This is a genomic window from Paenibacillus sp. FSL H7-0756, from assembly GCF_038006765.1.
Lineage (GTDB): Bacteria > Bacillota > Bacilli > Paenibacillales > Paenibacillaceae > Paenibacillus_AQ.
Genome location: NZ_JBBOVT010000001.1, coordinates 3,206,060 through 3,225,459 on the forward strand (window position 1 = coordinate 3,206,060; position 19,400 = coordinate 3,225,459).

The 19,400-nt window shown below is 53.6% G+C and carries 16 protein-coding genes and 1 pseudogene; 8 read left to right on the forward strand and 9 right to left on the reverse strand.

Going from position 1 to position 19,400, the window contains the following annotated elements:
* Positions 1–82 precede the first annotated feature (82 nt).
* Both NST04_RS13925 and NST04_RS13930 read left to right on the forward strand, forming a co-directional pair.
* A complete protein-coding gene (locus tag NST04_RS13925) occupies positions 83–2,086 on the forward strand; it encodes a beta-galactosidase (RefSeq protein WP_341184728.1) in 2,004 nt (667 codons plus the stop codon).
* Between the two features lie 301 nt (positions 2,087–2,387).
* Positions 2,388–3,035: a FusB/FusC family EF-G-binding protein gene (locus tag NST04_RS13930; protein WP_341184729.1), complete on the forward strand. Its 648-nt coding sequence runs from the start codon at positions 2,388–2,390 to the stop codon at positions 3,033–3,035.
* Positions 3,036–3,115: 80 nt separating this feature from the next.
* Here the strand turns inward: NST04_RS13930 and NST04_RS13935 are convergent, their stop codons facing one another.
* The gene (locus NST04_RS13935) at positions 3,116–4,102 is read right to left on the reverse strand and encodes a hypothetical protein (RefSeq protein WP_341184730.1); all 987 of its coding nucleotides are present in this window, start codon (positions 4,100–4,102) and stop codon (positions 3,116–3,118) included.
* A complete protein-coding gene (locus NST04_RS13940; RefSeq protein WP_341184731.1) occupies positions 4,080–5,000 on the reverse strand; it encodes an AraC family transcriptional regulator in 921 nt (306 codons plus the stop codon). Before NST04_RS13940 ends, NST04_RS13935 begins: the two co-directional genes overlap by 23 nt.
* Positions 5,001–5,155: 155 nt before the next feature.
* Between NST04_RS13940 and NST04_RS13945 the strand changes: the two genes are divergently transcribed.
* Genes NST04_RS13945 through NST04_RS13965 form a run of 5 tightly spaced genes read left to right on the forward strand, consistent with a single transcriptional unit; the run spans position 5,156 to position 10,070 of the window.
* A complete protein-coding gene (locus NST04_RS13945; protein ID WP_340752608.1) occupies positions 5,156–5,398 on the forward strand; it encodes an acyl carrier protein in 243 nt (80 codons plus the stop codon).
* Complete coding sequence (locus tag NST04_RS13950; protein WP_341184732.1) at positions 5,395–6,735, forward strand: hypothetical protein; 1,341 nt, start codon at positions 5,395–5,397, stop codon at positions 6,733–6,735. Before NST04_RS13945 ends, NST04_RS13950 begins: the two co-directional genes overlap by 4 nt.
* Before the next feature lie 16 nt (positions 6,736–6,751).
* Positions 6,752–7,873 (forward strand): UDP-glucuronosyltransferase, encoded by a 1,122-nt coding sequence (locus tag NST04_RS13955; RefSeq protein WP_341184733.1) that lies wholly within the window; start codon positions 6,752–6,754, stop codon positions 7,871–7,873.
* Positions 7,873–9,066 carry a radical SAM/SPASM domain-containing protein gene (locus tag NST04_RS13960; protein WP_341184734.1) on the forward strand — a complete coding sequence of 398 codons (1,194 nt, stop codon included), beginning with the start codon at positions 7,873–7,875 and terminating at the stop codon, positions 9,064–9,066. The genes NST04_RS13955 and NST04_RS13960 overlap by 1 nt, the downstream gene beginning before the upstream one ends.
* A complete protein-coding gene (locus NST04_RS13965) occupies positions 9,063–10,070 on the forward strand; it encodes a Gfo/Idh/MocA family protein (RefSeq protein WP_341184735.1) in 1,008 nt (335 codons plus the stop codon). Before NST04_RS13960 ends, NST04_RS13965 begins: the two co-directional genes overlap by 4 nt.
* An 80-nt stretch (positions 10,071–10,150) precedes the next feature.
* Here NST04_RS13965 and NST04_RS13970 read toward each other — a convergent pair whose 3' ends face one another.
* From NST04_RS13970 to NST04_RS13985, 4 genes and pseudogenes are all read right to left on the reverse strand, one after another.
* Positions 10,151–10,858, reverse strand: coding sequence for a DsbA family oxidoreductase (locus NST04_RS13970; protein ID WP_341184736.1), 708 nt, complete (start codon positions 10,856–10,858; stop codon positions 10,151–10,153).
* Positions 10,859–10,920: 62 nt separating this feature from the next.
* Positions 10,921–11,049 (reverse strand): annotated as a pseudogene (locus NST04_RS13975) (NADP-dependent oxidoreductase); the annotation flags it as partial.
* 338 nt (positions 11,050–11,387) lie between these two features.
* The gene (locus NST04_RS13980) at positions 11,388–12,176 is read right to left on the reverse strand and encodes a nucleotidyltransferase domain-containing protein (protein ID WP_341184737.1); all 789 of its coding nucleotides are present in this window, start codon (positions 12,174–12,176) and stop codon (positions 11,388–11,390) included.
* A gap of 83 nt (positions 12,177–12,259) precedes the next feature.
* Positions 12,260–13,606 (reverse strand): MFS transporter, encoded by a 1,347-nt coding sequence (locus NST04_RS13985; RefSeq protein ID WP_341184738.1) that lies wholly within the window; start codon positions 13,604–13,606, stop codon positions 12,260–12,262.
* A 174-nt stretch (positions 13,607–13,780) separates the two neighbouring features.
* Here NST04_RS13985 and NST04_RS13990 point away from each other — a divergent pair, with 174 nt between their 5' ends.
* Positions 13,781–14,986 carry a helix-turn-helix domain-containing protein gene (locus tag NST04_RS13990; RefSeq protein WP_341184739.1) on the forward strand — a complete coding sequence of 402 codons (1,206 nt, stop codon included), beginning with the start codon at positions 13,781–13,783 and terminating at the stop codon, positions 14,984–14,986.
* 678 nt (positions 14,987–15,664) lie between these two features.
* Here NST04_RS13990 and NST04_RS13995 read toward each other — a convergent pair.
* The 3 genes from NST04_RS13995 to NST04_RS14005 all read right to left on the reverse strand — a co-directional run bounded on the left by NST04_RS13995 (position 15,665) and on the right by NST04_RS14005 (position 19,362).
* Positions 15,665–17,419 carry an ABC transporter substrate-binding protein gene (locus tag NST04_RS13995; RefSeq protein ID WP_341184740.1) on the reverse strand — a complete coding sequence of 585 codons (1,755 nt, stop codon included), beginning with the start codon at positions 17,417–17,419 and terminating at the stop codon, positions 15,665–15,667.
* Between the two features lie 76 nt (positions 17,420–17,495).
* Positions 17,496–18,395 (reverse strand): carbohydrate ABC transporter permease, encoded by a 900-nt coding sequence (locus tag NST04_RS14000; RefSeq protein WP_341017936.1) that lies wholly within the window; start codon positions 18,393–18,395, stop codon positions 17,496–17,498.
* A 10-nt stretch (positions 18,396–18,405) separates the two neighbouring features.
* The gene (locus NST04_RS14005; RefSeq protein ID WP_076081235.1) at positions 18,406–19,362 is read right to left on the reverse strand and encodes an ABC transporter permease; all 957 of its coding nucleotides are present in this window, start codon (positions 19,360–19,362) and stop codon (positions 18,406–18,408) included.
* Positions 19,363–19,400: the final 38 nt, after the last annotated feature.

Sequence of the window (19,400 nt, forward strand, 5' to 3'; positions counted from 1 at the left end):
TTATCAAAACTTTTAGCGTATGCTCCCGAAGTCAGTTTTACGAAGAGAATTATACGCTATCAATACTCTTAGGAGGATTATAATGGATCACTTGTTATACGGCGTTGCTTATTATGATGAATATATGCCTTATGACCGTCTTACGCAGGACATCCAAATGATGAAGGATGCGGGCATTAATACCGTCCGGATTGCCGAATCCACCTGGAGCACGCATGAGCCGCAGAACGGGGTATTCGACTTCTCTTCTGTACAGAGAGTGCTGGATGCGATGCATGAGGCCGGCATTCATGTCATTGTGGGAACACCTACCTATGCGGTGCCGGCCTGGATGGTCAAGGAGCACCCGGAGGTGCTGGCCGTGACTGTGAAAGGGGAAGGCAAATATGGCGCCAGACAGATTATGGATATCACTAGTCCGGCGTATCTGTTCTACTCGGAGCGGATTATCCGCAAGCTGATGGCTGTGGTACATAAGCATCCGGCAGTCATCGGATACCAGATCGATAATGAGACCAAGCATTATGAGACAGCCGGACCGAACGTCCAGCTTAGATTCGTCAAATACATGAGGGAGACCTACGGAACGCCCGAAGCCATCAACCACCAGTTCGGTCTGGACTACTGGAGTAACCGGATCGACAGCTGGGAGGACTTCCCGTCCATGGTAGGCACAATCAACGGCAGCTTGGGGGCTGAATTCGCCCGGTTCCAGCGGGGACTGGTGAATGAGTTCCTGGCGTGGCAGGTCGGAATTGTGAATGAGTATAAGCAGCCGGGGCAATTCACCACCCATAATTTCGATTTCGAGTGGCGGGGGTATTCGTTCGGCGTTCAGCCTTCGGTGGATCATTTTGCGGCTTCGCAGCCCTTTGACATTGCCGGTACAGATATTTATCACCCGTCCCAGGATCAGCTTACAGGTGCAGAGATTGCCTTCGGAGGAGATATGACCCGCTCGCTGAAGCAGGATAACTACTTCGTGCTGGAGACCCAGGCGCAAGCGTTCCCCGAGTGGACGCCGTATCCGGGACAGCTGCGGCAGCTGGCGTTCAGCCATCTGGGCTCAGGCGCTTCGATGGTCGCCTACTGGCATTGGCATTCGATTCATAATTCCTTCGAGACCTACTGGAAGGGCTTGCTCAGTCATGATTTCCTGCCGAATCCGGTATATAAGGAAGCCCAGACTATCGGTGCGGACTTCAAGCGGTTAAGCGATCAGCTTATCGGACTGAAGAAGACCAGCAAGGTGGCTGTGATGGTCAGCAATGAAGCGCTGTCCGCCATCGAATGGTTCAAGCTGCCCGGCGGATTGATCTATAATGATGTAGTCCGCTGGATGTATGATGAGCTCTATAAGATGAACATCGCCTGCGATTTCATCCAGCCGGGAAGCCCGCGCCTCGGCGAGTATGAGCTTGTCGTGGTTCCTGCGCTGTACGCCGTCTCCGATGAAGCGCTCCGGCAGTTAAATGATTACGTCCGCAGCGGCGGCCATGTGGTCTATTCCTTCAAGAGCGGGTTCACCGATGAACAGGTGAAGGTTCGTCATACGGCGCAGCCTGGAATCATTCAAGAGGCCTGCGGGATTGCTTACAGTCATTTTGCCACGCCGAATGCGGTGACGGGACTTACCGGCAAGCTGTTCCCTAAGGGAGCCGAAGCAGGCGTTCACACCGTCCACACCTGGATGGAGATGATTGTTCCCGGTTCAGCGGAGATGCTGGCCAGCTACGATCATCCCCAGTGGGGCGAATATGCTGCTGTCACCCGTAATACCTTCGGTGAAGGAACAGCTACCTACATTGGTTGTATGACCGGACCTGCCGCACTTGCGGAGATCCTGCGCGATACGCTCCAGATAGCCGGGTTATGGGGAGCGGACCAGCAGCTGTCGTTCCCGCTCATCGTGAAGTCCGGCGTGAACCGCCAGGGCCGCGCTATCCGTTACTACTACAACTACTCAGCCCAGCCGCTCAGCTTCAAATATCCGCATGAGGCGGGTCAGGAGCTGTTGTCCGGCGATGCGGTGGGGCAGGATGAAGAACTTACACTTGATGCTTGGGGCGTTATGATTATTAAATAAACCGGGCACTCCTGTTATAGAATAGCTCTATCAAAGTACCTTGAGGAACAGGCAGGAAAATGGAATTGTTCCGTCCATAATTTCCTGCTATACTTTTGACAGGTTAGTTTGATAGGGGGTTACACGGATGGCAACGAATTGCTCATTAGCTAGGGAGTCCTCATGCAGAGCCTGATCCGGGGCGATACTTTGCGTGGGGTGCGGCAGGACAATCTTGATCGCCCAAACAGATATTATCGTTTCTAATCGCAGGCTCTGCACCTTATTGCATTAATCAATAATAATAAGGGGCTGAAGAGCTGTGAAAACAACATTTATTAGAAACCATCAATATAATTATATTAAGAAACAAGCGGATTTTGTGCTGAAAACACTGCGTTCGGTAGCGGACCGGCGTGTCCTGGAGACCGTAAGATACAGCGCCGAGCTCAACGTGACGGGAGCCTTTGCTTCACTGACCGAGGGGCAGGAGCAGATGCTGCGGGCAATCTCCACCTTCGAGAAGGCCGAGGACTTTCAGCAGTATACCAGCGGGCTGGAGCCTTATCTGGAGCCGTTTCCGCCGATTACGCTGAAGCAGATTCAGAAGCTGTTTCCCAAGAATAAAAAGATGAAGCTGCCTGATCTGCAGTGTTTTGATTTCCGTTATGTCACTTATCTGGCCTGGGCGGACATTGCCACGAACAAGCTGTTCATCGTCTATCCGCATGAAGGGCAGTTCATTGGTGTGGAAGGCCGGATGCTGCCTGTGCACAAGAAGGGCTACTGCCTGTTCTGCAACCGGCAGCAGGAGCTTGCCTTCCTGACTGTCAAGACCAAGCCGGAGCTGGCGGCGGCAGATAATTTTGCTTCCGTAGGCCAGTATGTATGTATGGATAATCAGGGCTGCAATCAGAGCATTACGGATATAAGCGCGCTGGAGCGGTTCGTCCTCTCGGTGCGCAAATAGCAGGATAGTTTGATTAAAAGAGCAGAGCAGCGGTTCCCGGTTGGGGGCCGCTGCTCTATTTGTGTTGCAGGGTAGAGGGCCTATCTGCCAGGCTGCGTCGTCATCGTCAAATCTGCCAGTTCCTCCAGAAGCTGCTCCTCCAGGCGGATAATCTCGCACATATTCCTGTGCAGCTTCACCCGTGCGGCGGGCTTGTTGCCCGAGCACATTCCCTTAATCATGAACTGATTGACCAGATCCCACTTCTCGCCTGCCTGACGGTAGCCTTCAGCCGCCCGGGATAGAGCAGGCGCCGGGCCTTCGCGCTCCAGCAGCTGCAGAAACTGGCTGAACCGGATTCGGCTGATCGGCAGCGCGTTGGCGTAGATCTTGAAGGCTGAACTGGCTTCAGCTGTATTATCAGGCTGTATCCCGGTCTCAAGATAAGCCTGGGCATACGCTCTGAGCTGGACGCCCACCTGATCCGGCCGAATCTGTTGGGCAGGGCTGGTGAGCACCTCTTGGAGGATAGTCTGCCAGTCTGAGCAGGAACGGGAGGTTTCGCACCGCCCGAATAAGGCGTAGAAATGACAGGCCCCTTCTAGGATGCTGAAATCCACCGTCTCAAGTTCCCTTCCATAGTAAGCGTCTGTCAGATAGATCAGGTTCTTCTCCCGGTCCAGACCTACGGCAAGACAGGCATGGCTCGTATGCAGCCTGCGGTAGGCTACACACCAGGGACAGTCATAGGAGTCGAAGCCGACCAGAACCGGCATGCCTGCGGACAGCTGATTCTCCAGCAAGTCAAGCATGTAGCTTCGATCCGTTGCCGGTCCAGTCCGTTCGATATATGTGAAGGTAAGGCCATGGTACGCAGACAGGTAGCCGGTATTGATCCGGGGCAGACGTATCCGCTCAATCAGCGGCTGGTCCGGGGCATGCGGCTCATCCAGGTACATCTGCCAGGCATCGCCGTACATGCCTTTGCTATCAAGTCCCTGCCACTGCGCTACAGACTGGATGCAATCATCAATGCAGCTGCGCAGCTTAGGGTACAGGGTACTCTTAACAGGAGCAATGTTCAACACTGCTTATCATCTCCTTCGCCGAGCAGAAGTGGCTGTGCAGCCGGTCGCGGTAAGAAGCGGGAGTCATGCCGCTGAATTCGCGGAAGAGCCGGTAGAAATATTTCATGTCATAAATGCCGACCTCAAGGGCCACGGACTGGACGCCAAGCTTCGTGAACAGGAGCAGGAGGCAGCTGTATTTCATCCGGATCTCCTGGAAGATCTGGATGTAGGACCTGCCGGTCTTATTCTTGAGCAGCCGCTGGAACTGGCGGGAGCTCATCGCAAGCTGGCGGCTCATCTCATTCAGCGTGATCCGCTCATTATAGTTACTGATCATATATAAGAGGACATCATGCAGCGGGTCGTACTGGGTTCCCGGGCGTTCGGCGAAGGGAAGGTCTGCAGCGGGCATAATCAGCTTCGCCAGCTCCAGCAGCGGCGGGTATAGCCGCTGCTCATCCATGAGCAGGCCAGAGTTCAGCATCCCCTGCAGCCGCCCGAGCAGGAAGAGAATTTCCTTATTCTTCTCCCTGTATCCGAACCATTGCCGCACCTCCAGCAGCTTCAGCAGCGGCAAGAGGGCCTCTTCGGACAAGGGACCCTGCAGCTCTCTGAGCACACTGTCAAGCCCGGGCCTGAGCATACAATCCAGGATCAGCAGCGGCTCGGTACCGCTCAGATCCTGCGGATGAAAGACATGGGACACCCCCGGCGGAATCACTAGCACATCCCCCTGCGTCACCTGCATTTTATCCTCACCTGCCAGATGAATGCCTGTCCCTTGAACCACGTAGGCCAGCTCTACAAAGTCGTGCTGATGACGTACGGAAGTGACCGTTTTTTGAGTCAGGAGCATTTGTACGGGTGAACAGGAGTCGAATACATAGTCCCCCGTAAATAGCGGAAAAGCTTCCATTAACAAACCTCCGTTTCCTGCTTCCTTATGTTGGCAACTGGAATCCATCCTAGTATATCTCAATATTTTGGCGCATTCAACCATATATTAACAACTTAAAATTTGGTATATTCATGCTATTCATTCCAATTATGCAACCTGAAAGGGGTAGACACATGCAGCAGAAAGTCATTGAGATTATCGCCGAAATCAAGGAGGAACCAGGCTTGCTTCAGACGCTCAGCGGAGCTTCTGACCTGACCCTGGACGCCGCACTTGACTCCCTGCAGATCATTAATTTTATTCTGAGAGTCGAGGATGAATTCAATATAGAGGTAGATTTCGATACCTTTGATCTGGAGCACCTGAAATCAGTGGACCGGTTCTCCGCTTATGTCGCCGGGCTTGCCGTACAATGAGGAATGCTGTGCACTGCGGCAGCCTGGAGTCGGAGCGGTACTGGCGGGAGGAGGATCTGGCCTCCTTGCCGGCCATTCCCGATACGAAGGCACTGGCTATCGTGCAGGCGATGGATGAGATGCTGTTTGTCTTTTGCGGGAGCGGCGATGTTCTCTTAACCCGCCAGGGGATGAACCGGGCACAATATGACTATCTGCAATCGCTCGGTTATGCCTTCAGCACCAATATGGATACGCTCAGTCTGGAGGCAGAGGCGTCTGTTCCCGCACAGGCGGCGCTGAATGTATTTGAACTGCTGGGCCGGATGGAAGCCGGGCAGGAGCCGGACCGCTTAATACCGGAAGGAGCGCTGCTGGAGCCCTTTGCTGTGCTTCCCGGGACACAGGAGGCGGTTAGCCGGTACAAGCTTTTGCCCACGTTGCCTAATGAAGAGATTGTACGGGCGGTGAATACCAAGAGCTATTCTACGGCGATGCGGGGCCGGCTGGGGCTGCCGAATATTGCGGTAGTGGTCCACAGTATGGAGGAGCTGCTGCAGTCGGGACAAGTGCTGCTGGAGAAGGGAGCTTTTCTGATCAAGGACGAGTATGGGGTATCCGGTAAAGGGAATCAGCTGGTGGATTCAGAGCGTATGCTGCGCCGGATGGCCGGGCATCTGGAGTCGAGCCGTAATCAGGGGAAAAGAATCCGGTTTGTCCTCGAGCCGCTGCTGGACCGGGAGACAGACTTCTCCTGCCAGTTTCAGATTGATCCGGAAGGCCGGATCACCCTGTTGTCCGTTCAGCAGCTGGTGAATCAGGGCTTCGCCTTCGGAGAATCCCACTCCCCGCAGCCGTCTCTGCTGGACAAGCTGGAGAAGGAAGGCTACTGGGAGACTATGCACAGCATAGGCCGGGAGCTGTACGCTGACGGATATTACGGGGAGGTATGTGTCGATTCCATGCTGCTGCGTGACGGAAGCCTGGCGCCTCTGGTAGAGATCAATGCCCGCAAGTCGATGAGTCTGATTAAGCATCATGTGGACCGCCGGTTCAAGCAGGAGGGTGTGCACACCTGCCTGATTCAGGTGCCGCTGGCGGCTTTGGGCAAGGTTCATTATGAGGAGCTGCTGGAGCGGATGGAGGAGACGGGGATTTTGTTCTCGCTGGAGACAGGGGAAGGTGTGATGCCCTTGACCTCAAGCGCGCTCCAGCCGCTGGACCCCGCCCGTACTGCCGGTTCCGTGAAGGGCAAGCTGTATGCGGCCCTGACTTACCGGAGTGAAGACAGCAAGCATAGGCTCATCCGTACGCTGGACGAGTCTCTCATGCGCACAGGCTATACTATCCTGCGATAAAGAAAGGAACCCTCCAATGAATAACACCGTGACGATTCTATGCTCAGGCTTTGGTCTCGGCTTCTATGTCCCTGGTCTGCTGCTGGAACGCAAGTTAACCGCGCTGGGTCTTCAGGCGGAGATTGAGGTGTTCGAGAGCTTAATGCCTGAGCGCAAAAAGGAACAGACAGACAACAGCCGCAGGGCGTATCAGCAGAGCTTCGCCGTAGCTCTGACCTCACAAAAAATACCGTCCGATATAAGAAGCAGCCTTGACCCTGCAGCCGTTGAACAACTGCTGCAGCAATGGAAGCATGAGGAACGGCAGCATTTCATCGTCTTGTCCGGGCACTGGGTGCATATCATGGACCAGTACCGTGAGCTGGCGGGGGTGAGCGTGTATGCTGACCTGCTGTATATTGACGCCGGCCTGTCGCCATCGTGGAAAAATCTGCGCAAACTGAATCCGGGTTATGCGGAAGGCTATCATGAAGTAAGCCTGTATGATCCCGGGAAGCAGGAGATTCTGTGCAGCATCGATGCCGGGTCTGGGGAAGCACTGCCTGCCGCGGCGAGGAACGGGCGGCTGGTCGTTCATGGGGGCGGCTGGGGGATTGGAACCTTCCGTGAGAAGTTTGACGCGCTGGAGTCGGCGGGGTACGAGCTGGATATCGCCGCTTACAGTATTCAGGAGATTGGCGAGGCTATCCATGGAAGACGTTATTATATGAATGATCCGCAGTGGCGCACCTGGACGAAGGACAGCAGCGGGCAGTATACCTTCCCGCCGTTTGCAGAGGTAACCGGTAACCGGACGGAGCATTTCCCGCCCTGTCAGAGCTATGGGGAGGGGATGTTCGGAGTTATCCGGCAGGCATCCGCAGTCATCAGCAAGCCGGGCGGCGGCGCTTTGATAGATTCGCTGGCTTCGGGTACACCGCTTGTGCTGCTGGACCCCTTCGGCCCGCATGAGAAGATCAACAGTGATCTGTGGGTCAAGCTTGGTTACGGCATTACTTATGGAGAGTGGGCCATGTCAGGATATGATGATGATGAACTGCGCAAGCTGGCGGACAACCTCAGAGCCGCCAACGGTCAATACCCGGACTATGCGGCAAGCTATGCCGAACAATTATCCACAGCAGGAGGGAGAAGCTAATGCAGCCTACCAGTAGAGTGAGCCTGGACGAGCAGTCCTTTGAGGCATTGAAACGTACAATCAAGAATGTGGTGGTCCCGCACCGGGAACGTAAGCATGATCCCGGCTTCAAGACGGTGATGCCGGAGATTATGTCCCTCAAGCTGACCAACCGCTGTAATCTGCGCTGCAAGCATTGCTATCAATGGAATGAAGACGGCTACCATCATGATATGGATGCCGCTGAACAGAATCTGGATATGGATCTGGTAATGATCCAGAGGCTGCTGGAGGAGACGGATGAAGCGCAGTCCCGCCTGTATTTATGGGGAGGGGAGCCGCTGTTTCACCGGCAGGCCAGGGAGATTCTGGAGCTGCTGAAGGAGCACCCCCGGGATACTACGATCTGTACCAATGCCTATATGATTCCGAAGTTTGAAGAGGAGCTGTGTGCAATCTCCGACAATCTGGAGCTGCTGATCCCGATCGAGGGGTTCCAGGAGGAGCATGATTTCCTGCGCGGCAAGAATTCGTTCCAGAAGGTCATCGACGCCGTTGACCGTTTGCTGGAGCTGCGCGAGCAAGGCCGCTTCCGCGGCCGGATCTCGGTGCACAATGTGATTAATGACAATATGATCGGCCGGTTGTATGAGCTGGTGGAATTTTTTGAGCAAAAAGGCGTCGATCTGGTCCTGCTCTGCTTCCCCTGGTATATCTCTGAGGAGACCAGCTTTGCGATGGACCGCTTCTATGATGAACACTTCCAGTGGCTGGCTGAGCTTCCGCCGGATCACCGGAGCAGCTGGCACGCGTTCAAATACCATATCAAGCCGGAGAATATCACCAGACTGACCGAAGACCTGAAGCGGATTAACAGCAATACCTGGCACAATACCCGAATCCGTTATCAGCCGGGTCTCGATTTTGATGAGATTGAGGATTTTGTGGCCGGCAAGCCGATGAAATCCCGCAGTACGTCGAAATGTCTGGCGCTCAGTACCCGGGTGGATATTGCCCCGAATGGCATGGTGAGCGCCTGTAAATTTTTTGGGGAGCTGGCTATTGGCAATGTGAAGGATCAGACGCTGACAGACATATGGAATTCTGCGCGTTATGACCGGCTGCGGCGGATTATGGACGAAGGCTTGTCTCCGGCCTGCTCCAAATGCAATGTGCTGTACTTGAACACCTATGCTGCGCTGGCTCAGATATGAGCAGTGTGGCAGAGGGGCCAAGCTATAAGCTCGGTATTCTGGGCGCCTCAAATATTGCGGTTCCAGCGATGCTGGAGCCGGCACGGGTAGTGGAGAAGGTGAAGGTCGCGGCAATTGCCAACCGCACCTTGGCGAAAGCGGAGGCCATGGCCGAGGCATACCGGATTCCCTATGTGGCAGGTAGTCTGGACGAGCTGCTGGAGCTAGACGAGCTGGATGGAGTATATATTGCGCTCAGCAATGAGCTTCATGCGCAGTGGGCGATCCGGGCCTTGAATGCGGGCAAGCATGTCTTGGTGGAAAAGCCGATCTGTCTCCATCCCGAAGAAGCGGAGCAATTAAGGCAGGCGAAGAACAACCCTGCGGCTCCGAAGCTCACTGAGGGGTTGATGATTGCCTGTCACCCCTGGCAGCAGGCGCTGAAGGGCATCGTCGATTCGGGCGAATTCGGCGCGCTGCGCAGGATTAGCACCCGAATCTCCGTTCCTGCCAAGAACGGACATGCCGGAAATTACCGGAGTGTCAGGGAGAAGGGCGGAGGGGCTTTTGCCGATCTGGGCTGCTATTGGCTGCAATTCGTGCAGATGCTCGCCGGTCTAGAGCCGGAGGAGATCCTGGCGGAGTCGGCCTTTGACGGGCCGGATGGCTGTGACTGGACCTTTCAGGCGGCGCTGCAATACAAGAACGGGCTGAGGGCCGAGTGTGTCACTTCCTTCGAGCTGCCATACCGGGCCTCGCATACCCTGTATTTCGACCATACCGTGCTGACGGTTCCGGATTTCTTCCGGCCGATCAAGGGATTCTACAAGCTCAAAATCCGGCATGATCTGCCGGACAACCGCACCACCCTATGCGAATTCGAACCGCTGAACTATTATGTGGGCCAGCTGGAGGCTTTTGCGGCAATCATGAGCGGGCAACGGGCCGAGGGCCTGGGCGCTACCTGGGAACGGGTGCAGCTGCAAGCCCGGATCATGGCCGGGGCGCAGCGGTGCCGGGTTTAGCTGTGAAGCAGACCGACGATGACCGAAACAAACGCCACAGCAGCGCCCCCCTGACCGGAGAGTCGCTGCTAGTGGCATGATTACCTGATAGGACAGGAGCCATCCAGACATCCGGGGCTGGTGGCGGATTCGGTATTATCATCGGATACAGTCTCCACCTTGGACCATGCCTGATCCAGCACCTCTTTGAATACTGATTGATCCCGGGCACCCGATACAGAATACGTTTCATTAAACAGAAAATACGGCATTCCCCGTACGGAGGCAAGGCGGCTATCTTTTTCATCCTTTTGCACTTCTGTTGTGAATTGGTTACTCTCCAGGACCGCCAGTGATTTCGTTCCATCCAGACCTGCTTCTGCTGCCAGTAAGGCAAGGGTACTAGGGTCGTTTATGTTAAGTCCTTCTGTAAAATAGGCTCTGAAGATACGTTCCGAGAGCGCATAAGCTTTCCCATGGGCGGCCGCATAATGCGTTAGGCGGTGTGCGTTAAAGGTGTTTGCCGGCACGGTCTGATCAAACCGATAATCGAGGCCTGTCATTCTTGCCATTTCAGTAACCTGCATATAGGCATGTTTTGCCTGGGAGACACTCATCCCTGCATGTTTGGAAGCCGTTTCGTAAATCGATTCTCCTGCTTGCGGATAATAACCAGGTACCATTTCAAAGCTGTGGAGCACGATTTCTACCTCATTTTTGTAATCAAACTGTTCCAAGGCGGCTTCAAACTTTTTTTCCCCAATATAGCAAAACGGACAAGTATAATCGAACCATATATCTACTCTCATCTTCATCTCCCCCTCATTTCTTAATCACGATTTTCCCGCGTTTAGGCTGCATCTCACTTTTTAAGAATACGCTGACCCTGCTGAAGTCTGCCATGCTCAACCAGGGCTTGCCAGGCCGTCAATGTAACCGTAGGTATGGCATCAGTCTCTTCGAAGGAAAGACTCTCCGGGATAACAGCAAGGTGATCCTGCCGGTTAAAGCTATTGCTTTCATTGTTATATCCATTCCTTTCTTTTTGAAGAAGTAGTCACAAGTTGTTTAGGCAACACTTGTTTGATATGATAGTAGTACGATATTCCCATGAATACAACCAGCAGATATTCACGAAACGTATGTTAAGCAACAGATTATGAAATTTGATGCCTTAGCTTAGAAAGGGACTTGGCTATGTTAAATCAGGATGACAAATGAAGAGCTCCTGAATCTGGGCCGAGGCGCAGCAGCGACGGGTCTATCTGTGAAGCAACCCGCCAATAGTCCAAACGCACAAGCAGCGACTTCCGTTACCGGAGAGTCGCTGCTTGTGTCTTATCGGTTCTGCAACGAAGGCGGCTGCTTTGTCCAGGAGCGCTCGTTGTTCAGCACATATATTCCCAGCGCCTGCTCGAAGGACAGGCCGTGATTATAGAATGCCAGCATCTTCGCGGCGAAGCGCACACTCTTATCTGCGCTGGGCGACTGCAGCAGCTCTGTTGCCAGCGTATGGAAATTCTTCGGCTGGGCTTCCGCAGCACCGACGGCATCCAGCAGCCCCTTGTGGCTTGGAAAAAGCATGCGGTTATAAGCCAGGATCATTCTTCCGCTGAAGAAGACCAGATTGCTGGCAGTATGGGCGAGCAGGTAGGCGTCGTCCTTCCGGGCCGCCTCTTTGGCGAAATACAGCCCGAATAGATAGATCTGGGCGCAAAAGTCCTGCAAATTGCGCTCGCGGTTCTCCTCAGGATAGACGGGAATCCGGGCCACCAGCTCATCCAGCTCCGGGATTCTGGAGAAGAGCACCTCTGCACCAGTAAAAGCATACCTTGTCGGCTCATTGGCCTGCCGGGCTGCAAGCTCCAGAAACCGGCGGTTAATTACCTTGATATCGACGTATCCGCCTTCATAGGTGCTGACTTCGCGGTCCACATAGGAGAGCCTGTCGTTCCGCTCATATTCCTTATAGGCTTCATCGGTGAAGACCAGATGGACATCCACATCCGAGGTCTCGCTGGCGGTTCCCTTGGCTACTGATCCGCTGGTAATTGCCGCCAGACAAGAAGGGTCTTGCTCCAGCTTCTCCGCCAGCTTTTCCAGTGTCTGTCTGTGGTGCGCGTACATATTGCGTTCAGCCTCCTTGAATGAATTCTGCTGCGTTAAGCGTATCAATAGGACAGCTTGCCAGCTATGGTCAATTCAGACATTCAGGCTCCCGCCTGCTCTGTCTTCCCCTGAGTCGCCGTCTGCTCTGCGGCACCGCTGCGGATGAGGCTTCTCCGTCCGGCGAGGGTGACCGCCAGAATAGCTGCACCGGAGACGAGCAGAATGAGTGAGCCGGGAAGCCGGTCGAGAAGGACGCCATAGAGCAGCATTCCGAGCGGAGCGATGGAACCGGCGATGCCCTCTACCAGACCGAATACGCGTCCGCGGTACTCTTCCTCGGTAGTCTGCTGCAGATAGACTTGAACCGGAATGTTAATGACCATAATCATGACGCCGATAAGGATCAGCAGCGGCAGGAAGAGAAGGAAGGTGGCATTCGGGGTGAAATCAAGCAGCAGCGGCACTGCCAGCGCGAGGAATAACACTCCCAGTGCGCTTAAGCCTCCGAGGATCGGCTTCACTGGACTCTTGCTCTGGGGAAGTACAGCAAGCAGCAGCGACATCAGAAGTACGCCTGCCGCCAGCATTGCTTCGAGGACTCCATATTGCTTCGAGGAGAGTCCGAGTGTCTGTACTGCAACATAGGGCAGCACAACATTCAGGGCGACGACGAAGAAATTAATCCAGAACACAATACCCATCAGGGAGCGGAGGACCGGACGGCGGATCACATAAGCGAAGCCTTCCTTCAGATTCGTGCGGAACCCGTTAACAGCAGTGCCCAGACGTTCGCGGAGCGGCTGGGGGTCTGCGGCTTCGGCAGATTCAAGGGCAACTTGAAGAGGTGAAATCGGTTTGTATCTCAGCATGCAGCCCATCACGGTCGAAACGGTGAAGCCAGCCGCGTTCAGCAGCATGAAATCCTGAAGGGGAAGGAAGGCATACAGAAGACCGGCGAGAATCGGAGCCAGCAGGTGACCAGCCGATCCGGCAATCTGATTGAGTGATCCGGCCCGCTGGACGGAGCCGCTGTCTACAAGCATCATCATCGAGGAGGAGACTGAGATACTATAGAAGGTAGAGCAGATAGATAATAGAATGAGCGACAGATAGATAGTCCATAGGAACAATCCCTCCAGCGAGACGAACAGAAAGGCTAGGGACATAATCAGGGCACTGGCCAGGTCCGAGCCGATCAGCAGCCTGCGGCGGTTAACTCTGTCGGCGAGCACACCGGCGAAGGGGGACAGCAGGATTCCGGGCAGCAGCCCGCAGAGCAGTGTAACAGCGAAACTGCTCCCTGAGCCAGTCTCGTTCAGAATGTACAGCCCAGCTACGAAGGTATACATACTGGAGCCGAGAACAGAGATCAGCTTGCTGCCGAAGAAGAGGAATATGTTACGGTTAGTCGCTGCCTTATCATGGGTTGCGGATGTTATTTGAGACATAATAGCACTCCCTTTGATCGAAAGTTAAATTTAATTAAACTTATTGTATGAGTAAAAGTTAAGGAATGCAATAAAAAGTTTAATTTAATTTAACTTTATCGTATTTTCAGCTTTCTCTTAGGGTATAGGTAAGCTATACTGAAAAGAAAAGCTACCCGGAAAGTTGGCAAGCAGATGACCACCAAACAAACTATTGGAGAGAAAGTCAAGCAATTGCGCAAGTCTAAGGGACTTACGCAGACGGACCTCGCCGGAGACCATATGACCAAGAGCATGCTGAGCCAAATCGAGAATGGACGCGCCTTGCCCTCGATGAACAGCTTGCAAGTTCTGGCCGGCAGGCTGGGAGTTGATCCGGGCTATTTCCTCGAAGGCGAGGAGGAGGCTGAGCTGGCTCCGCTTGTCCGGGAGATGGAGGCCGAGTTTAAGGCGAAGAATTATAGGGAGGTCATCCAGCGGCTCCAGCCGCTCACGGAGCATACGCTTCCGATGACGATTGATGCTGCACGCCTGCTGGAGTTCTATGTAAGCTCCCTTTTCTATACAGGTGCCGGAGGCGGGGAAGCGGAGCTGGAGCGTGCAGCGCTAATCTATGAGCGCTTCGGCTTATTTGTGGAACGGGCGAAGGTGCAGTATATTTCCTATGCCCTGAATTTCGCACAGAGCAGATATGCCGAAGGGCTGGAGCTGATCCGCCGGGTCCGCAGGGAGTACGAAGCTAACAAGGTGGGGAATGATTTTATCTTTGAAATCGATCTTCATTATGCCGAGAGCATTAGCTTGTCTGCCTTGGGGGATTATGCGGGAAGCCGTGAAGCTGCATCGGCGGCGCTTCAGGTGTCGCGGGAAGAGGGAATCTACTATATGACGGATCATCTGTACCGGGTGCTCGGGATTCTGGCGCTGACCGAAGGAGAGGCTTTGGCGGCAGAGGAGGCCTTGAAGAAGGCCAGAGTATTCGCAGAATTCACCGAATCTCAGGATTCACTGAAGCTGGTGGTGATCGGAGAGATCAGACTTGCGGTAGCTAAAGGAGAATACAGCAAGGTTCTTGCACTGGCGGAACAGTATCCGCTGGAGGACGAACAGTACGCGCCCAGCGTTCAGCTCATGTCTGGCATCGCCTGGTATCATCTTGGCCAGGACGATGAAGCGCTGATCTGCCTGTCCAAGGCTGAGCCGGGTAATCAGGTCTACCACCCGCTTGACCGCGGCAACCTGTTGACAGCTTATGCTTACCGGGCACAGATCTATATGCGCCGGGGCATGAAGGAGGAGGCGCTGCGGCTGGCCGGGTTCGCCTATGATCAGGTGAAGGAATACCCGCCTTCCATATACACCGAAATGATCAACAAAACTTACCGCGAGCTGCATAACTAATAGAGCATCAGAGCTAAACAAGTGAATTTATTCAATAAATAAAGTAATGTATGAAGTTGCGTTTGAACCGAGCCAGTCGGTGATAGTTGTATTCCGTACATCTAAAAACAGTGAAAAGGAAGGCATTCCTCTCCTAACTGTATTCCATACAACTAAATCTGCTAGAATGGGCGAAAATCCAGGTATAGGGGCATTTTAATTGCACGAACTACATCTAAATGGAGATTTGGTGGCACACCGGACGATTTAGTTGTACAAATTACAATTAAGCCTACCCCTCGCACCCTAATCGGCACGGTACCTCCTCAGCAAGCCATTAGTTAAAGTAATATTCACGCATTTAGATCCGATGAGCTACTAACTACCCTTATTACGCAGCAAACAACACCCGTGCTATTCCGCACGGGTGCCCTTCTGCAATGAAATATAGGTTGAACTACAAACTTTAGTAAATAGGAGGGAGCGGCGGAGGAGATTTTGGAACTGTAGGAGCGTTAGCGTCCGCCTGAAAGCTTTCCGCAGGAAAGCTAGCTTCGGAAGCATCAGCAGTCTCCGGATTTCTACCGCAACCAGCGGTCTAAATCAGGAAATCTGGAGACAACAGCGGCCGGAAGTCCAAAAGCTCCGCAGTGGCGACTACTCTATTACTAAGATTTTTCCATCAAGGTTTATGGAATCTTATTTGCTAGTCCACAGCTCCACACGGTCCTGCACATACTTGGTATAGCCAGCTTCCATTTTCTTAACGCCGGCTTTTTCCAGATCGGCCATGTAATCATCCCAGATTTTATCGAATTCAGCCGGTTTGGCCAGAATGGCCTGCGGGATGCGCTTCCAGGTAATATCCTTCATTTTATTGCCCAGAATGGAAACTTCGTCCTCACCGGGAATCGAAATGTTCCAGGCTGCGCCGTAGGCTTTTTCCTTGAATTCTTCTTCTTTCGGGAACAGGTCCTTCCAGGTCGTAGCTTTGTAAGCCGCCAGCGTCTCCTTCTCTACATCGCTATAGCCAAGCACGAGCTGCTCAGGGAAGTTTTTGGTGTAATAGTTGCCGGTGGAATCCTTGGCTCCGTCGCCGTAGTGAACCATCATATTCCAGTAGAAGCCAATGCCGGTTTCCTTAGTGAAGGCGGTATTGTCATTGTTGATGCGGTCCTGGACTTCCTGCGGAACGACGCGTTTGCCGTTCTCTACTTTATAGTGCTTGCCTTCGATTCCCCAGTTGTTCAGGATTTGGCCTTCATCGGAGGCCAGATAATCCAGGAACTTGATGGTGCGGACCGGATCAGGGTTAGTGGTGGAGATGGAGATCCCGTAGCCGCCCATGAAGCCGGTAGGCCAGAAGCTGGTTTCCTTGTATTCATCAGTTAAAGTGACCGGATAGTGTCCGTACGTCTGATCGAATTTGCCAGCGGCTTTGAGCGCCTGCTGCGCGTCATTGTAGTCCCAGTCTTGGTCAATCAGGCCGAGTACACGTCCAGTCGCCACTTTGGCTTTATACTGGTCGTATTTCTGCACGAAGCTCTCCTTGTCAAGCAGGCCGATATCGTTCATGTGGTTCAGCCAGCGGAAATATTCCTTCTCCTCCGGACGGCGGAAGTGGTAGATCGCTTCGTGAGTCTCCTGATCGATGTAATATTCACCGTCATCGGAGCCGCCGGTAGTGGCTACCGCAGGGTTGGTAACGGAAATGTACATATGCCAGTCGTCTGCGTTCAGCGAGACCCCGATGTTCTTATTGCCGTTCTCATCGGTAGGGTGCTTATCCAGGTACGCCTTAATAACGTTCTCATAATCTTTGACGGTCTTAATCTCCGGATATCCGGCTTCCTTCAGGACACGGTGCTGCAGCTCGAAGCCGCCGCCCGCTACGAATTTCTTCTCATCCACCGCTGCCCAGGTCGGGATCGCGTAGATCGATTGGTCTTCGTTCGTATACTTGGCCCGGGCGAGATTATCGCCGAGTACGCGCTTAATGTTAGGAGCATGCTTATCGATCAGATCGGTGAGATCCAGGACTGCACCGGCATCCACCAGCTTACCGATGTCGCCTTTAGCCGAGATAATGTCGGGGTATTCCCCGCCGGCGGCAATGAGGGCAATCTTCTGCTGCGGATCACCGACAGCGAATTCGGCATCGAGAGTCACGCCGGTCTTTTGCGTAATGACGGTGCTGACCTCATCCTTCATATTGTTCCAGTTCGGATTGGGGTCTTCCGCGAAGAAGGATAGTGTCAGGGGACTTAAGTCCTCAGCCGCCGCCGTAGCTTCAGCCGTTGCCGTGGCATTGCCGCTGTTCGTCGCCTTGGCCCCGGTATTCTCAGCCGTATTCTTGTTGCCGTTATTATTGCCTCCGCCGCAGCCTGCCAGCACACTGAGCAGCAAGGTCAGCACCATCAGCGCCACATACGGTTTCGCCGTCTTTCTTGTCATGAATAGAAACCCTCCCTTTGTCTGGTAGAATCATATTGTATTCACAGGCGTCAGCCTGAAGATACCAGTAAGCAGCTTAGCTTTTAACCGAACCCAGCGTCATGCCTTTGACGAAATAGCGCTGCAGGAACGGATAGACCACCAGAATAGGCACGGTGACGACAATGGTGATTGCCATTTTGACCGATTCCGGGGAGATTTGGGCCATGACCTCAGTCATATTGCGCCCGCGGAAATTATCCGCGTTGGTCGTGGTGCTCTGGATGACCTTCATCAGCTCGAATTGCAGCGTGGTCAGCGAGTCCTTCGAGCCGTTATACAGATAGGTGTCAATCCATGCATTCCACTGGCCGACGGCCAGGAACAGGGCGATGGTTGCCAGAGCAGGCTTGGTCAGCGGCAGAATAACACGCCAGTAGATGGTGAAGTCATTGGCTCCGTCCAGCTTGGCGGATTCCTGCAGGGCGTAAGGCAGACCGTCGATGAAGGAGCGGATCACGAACACATTGAAGGCGCTCACCAGACCGGGCAGGACATATACGCCGAAGGTGCCCATCATATGCAGATCCTTGATCAGAATATAAAAGGGGATCAGACCTCCCGATACATACATCGTCAGTGCCAGGAAGGTGGAGACGAACTTGCGGGCCTGGAAGTCCACCCGGCTTAAGGTGAAGGCCAGCATGGACGCACTGACCAGTCCGAGCAGGGTCCCGATAATCGTCCGCAGCACCGAAATTTTGAACCCGGTAATCAGGCCGGAGAAGGCGAAGATCGTCTCATAATTCTTGAAGGTGAACACCCGGGGGTAGATCGTAATCCCGCCCTTGATGCTGTCCGTCGAGTCATTGAAGGAGATCGCCAGCACGTTCAGAAAAGGGTACAGCGTAGCTACAGTAACGACCGTAATCGCCAGATAGACAACCAAATCGAAGATGCGGTCCGACCAGGAGGCCGCAGCCAGTTTTTTAATCATGAAGGGCCTCCTATATGATGCTTTCCTTGGTTATTTTTTTGAAGATGCCGTTGGCGGTAAAGAGCAGAATCACACTCACCACGGAGTTGAAAATATTAATCGCCGTCCCGAAGGAGAACCGTCCCATTCCCAGCCCGTAATTCAGCGCATACAGGTCAAGGGTCTGTGAGTAGTCACGCACCAGATTGTTGCCGAGCAGGAACTGCTTCTCGAACCCGATGCTGATCAGATGGCCGATGGACATAATCAGCAGGATCACGATGGTACCCCGGATGCCCGGAAAAGTGATATGACGTACCTGCTGGAGCCGGCTCGCTCCGTCCACCCTGGCTGCCTCGTACAGCTCCGGCCCGATGCCCGAGATGGCGGCGAGATAGATAATGGTGTTCCAGCCCGTCTCCTTCCACACATCCGATGCGGTGACAATGCCCCAGAACAGATTGCCTTTGGCCATGAACTGAATCGGTTCACTGATGATATGAAGGCCCATTAGCAGGTCATTGACTGCGCCGTTGTCTGTGGAGAGCATCTTGGTAATGATCCCGGCAGCAACCACCCAGGACACAAAGTGCGGCAGATACGACACCGTCTGAACGAAGCGCTTCAGCACCTGCAGCCGTACCTCATTCAGCAGAATAGCGAAGATAATCGGAATGATAAAGCCTGCCAGCAGTCCCATGATACTCATGGCCAGCGTATTGCGCAGGGCGTTGAAGAATTGCTCATCCTGGAACAGCTCCCGGAAGTACTGGAGGCCGACCCATTTTTGCTCGAAAAAGGATTTGCCCGGCTTATACTTCTGGAAAGCCATCATCCACCCCCATAACGGAAGATAACTGAAGACAAAGGCCCAGAGGACAAAAGGAACAGCCATCATATAGAGGTATTTCTGCTGCCGGAATTTCCCCCAGAAGCTGGAGGAGGATTTCTTCGGCTCCGGCTTCATCGCAGTGGTAATCGCTTTCATTTATGTCCCTCCTTCGATATAGCTTTATCATAATCTGC